Origin of the sequence: Micromonospora sp. NPDC047753 (assembly GCF_040642735.1) — a bacterium.
Classification (GTDB): Bacteria; Actinomycetota; Actinomycetes; order Mycobacteriales; family Micromonosporaceae; genus Micromonospora.
On the sequence record NZ_JBEYSL010000792.1, the window covers coordinates 1 to 1,972 of the forward strand.

A 1,972-nucleotide genomic window follows, 5' to 3' on the forward strand; every position below is an offset into this window, starting at 1 on the left:
CGAGTTGGTGTCGCGCGGTTTCCGCGCCACCCTCTTCTGCGCCGCCCACAGCGAGGCACCCGGCGACGAGGTCAACGAGGCAGGCGTCCGGCTGGCGCCCGCCGACCCGGCGGTGCCGGCCGACGCGGTCACCGCCAGCGCCAGCGGTCTCGACCCGCAGATCAGCCCGGCGTACGCCGAGCTGCAGGTGAACCGGGTCGCGCGGGAGCGCGGCGCGGACCCGGCGGCGGTCCGCAAGCTGGTCAAGGAGCACACCGACGGGCGGGCGCTCGGCTTCATGGGTGAGCCCGGCGTGAACGTGCTGGAGCTCAACCTCGCGCTCGACAAGCAGTTCGCCGCACGCTGAGCACCCGCGCGGGCGGGGTCGTGCCCACCGGGCGCGGCCCCGCCCGCCGATCTGACCAGGGAGGATGGTCCCCGTGCCACGCGGAGAACTGCGCATCTATCTGGGGGCCGCCCCCGGCGTCGGTAAGACGTACGCCATGTTGGAGGAGGCCCAGCGGCGGGCCACGCGCGGCACCGACGTGGTGATCGGTTTCGTGGAGACCCACGGCCGTCAACACACCGCCGCGATGCTCGGTGACCTGGAGCAGGTGCCCCGCCGGACCATCGACTACCGCGGCGCGGAGTTCACCGAGATGGACCTGGACGCGGTGCTGGCCCGCCGACCACAGATCGCCGTGGTCGACGAGTTGGCGCACAGCAACGTGCCCGGTTCCCGGCACGACAAGCGCTGGCAGGACGTCCAGGAGCTGCTCGACGCGGGGATCGACGTGCTGTCCACCGTCAACGTGCAGCACCTGGAGTCGGTGAACGACGTCGTCGCGCAGATCACCGGCACCACCCAGCGGGAGACCGTGCCGGACGAGATCGTCCGCGCCGCCGAGCAGGTCGAGCTTGTCGACATGACCCCGGAGGCGCTGCGCCGGCGGATGGCGCACGGCAACATCTACCGACCCGACAAGATCGACGCCGCGTTGGGCAACTACTTCCGGGTCGGCAACCTCACCGCGCTGCGCGAGCTGGCGCTGCTCTGGCTGGCCGACAAGGTCGACGAGCAACTCGACCGCTACCGCAGCCAGCAGGGCATAGCAGCCACCTGGGAGGCCCGGGAACGGGTGGTGGTCGCGCTGACCGGCGGCCCGGAGGGCGAGACGCTGATCCGCCGCGCAGCCCGGGTCGCGGCCCGCAGCAAGGGCGCCGACCTGCTCGCCGTGCACGTGGCCCGCAGCGACGGCCTGGCCGGGGCAGACCCGGCCCAGTTGGCCCGGCAACGGGTGCTGGTGGAGAGCCTGGGCGGCACGTACCACCAGGTGCTCGGCACCGACGTGCCGGCCGCGTTGCTGGACTTCGCCCAGGGCGTGAACGCCACCCAGTTGGTGCTGGGGGCCAGCCGGCGGGGTCGCCTCGCGCAGATCTTCGCAAGAGGTGTCGGGGTGACCACCACTGCGCTCTCCGGCTCGATCGACGTGCACCTGGTCACCCACAAACAGGCCGGCAAGGGCCGGAGGGCGGCGGCCGTACCGGCGGCGCTGTCCCGACGCCGCCGGCTGCTCGGCTTCGGCCTGGCGGTGCTGGGCATGCCGCTGCTCACGGTGCTGCTGAAGACCCTGCCCGACCTGACGTTGACGAACGACATCCTGCTGTTCCTCGCCGGGGTGGTCGGGGTCGCGCTGGTCGGCGGGGTGTGGCCGGCCCTGGTAGCCGCGCTCGGCGGCTCGCTGCTGCTCAACTGGTTCTTCACCCCGCCCTTCCGCACACTCACCATCGCCGAGGCGGACAACCTGCTCGCCCTGGCCGTCTTCGTCGGGGTGGCCCTGGCCGTGAGCTGGATCGTCGACGTGGCCGCCCGGCGTACCCGGGAGGCGGCCCCGGCCGGGCAGAGCCGCGGCACCCTGCCCAAGCCCACCGGCCCGGAGGTGAGCATGTCGCGACAGCAGTTCGGCTTCCTCGCCGGGTTCCTCGCCGTGGC

At 72.8% G+C, this 1,972-nt stretch carries 2 protein-coding genes; both read left to right on the forward strand.

Annotation, left to right across the window (positions count from 1 at the left end):
* The coding region (locus tag ABZ749_RS34585) for a potassium-transporting ATPase subunit C (protein ID WP_357235487.1) at nt 1-346 on the forward strand (346 nt) is incomplete at its 5' end.
* Between the two features lie 73 nt (nt 347-419).
* On the forward strand, nt 420-1,972 hold a 1,553-nt coding region (locus ABZ749_RS34590; RefSeq protein WP_357235490.1), incomplete at its 3' end, for a DUF4118 domain-containing protein.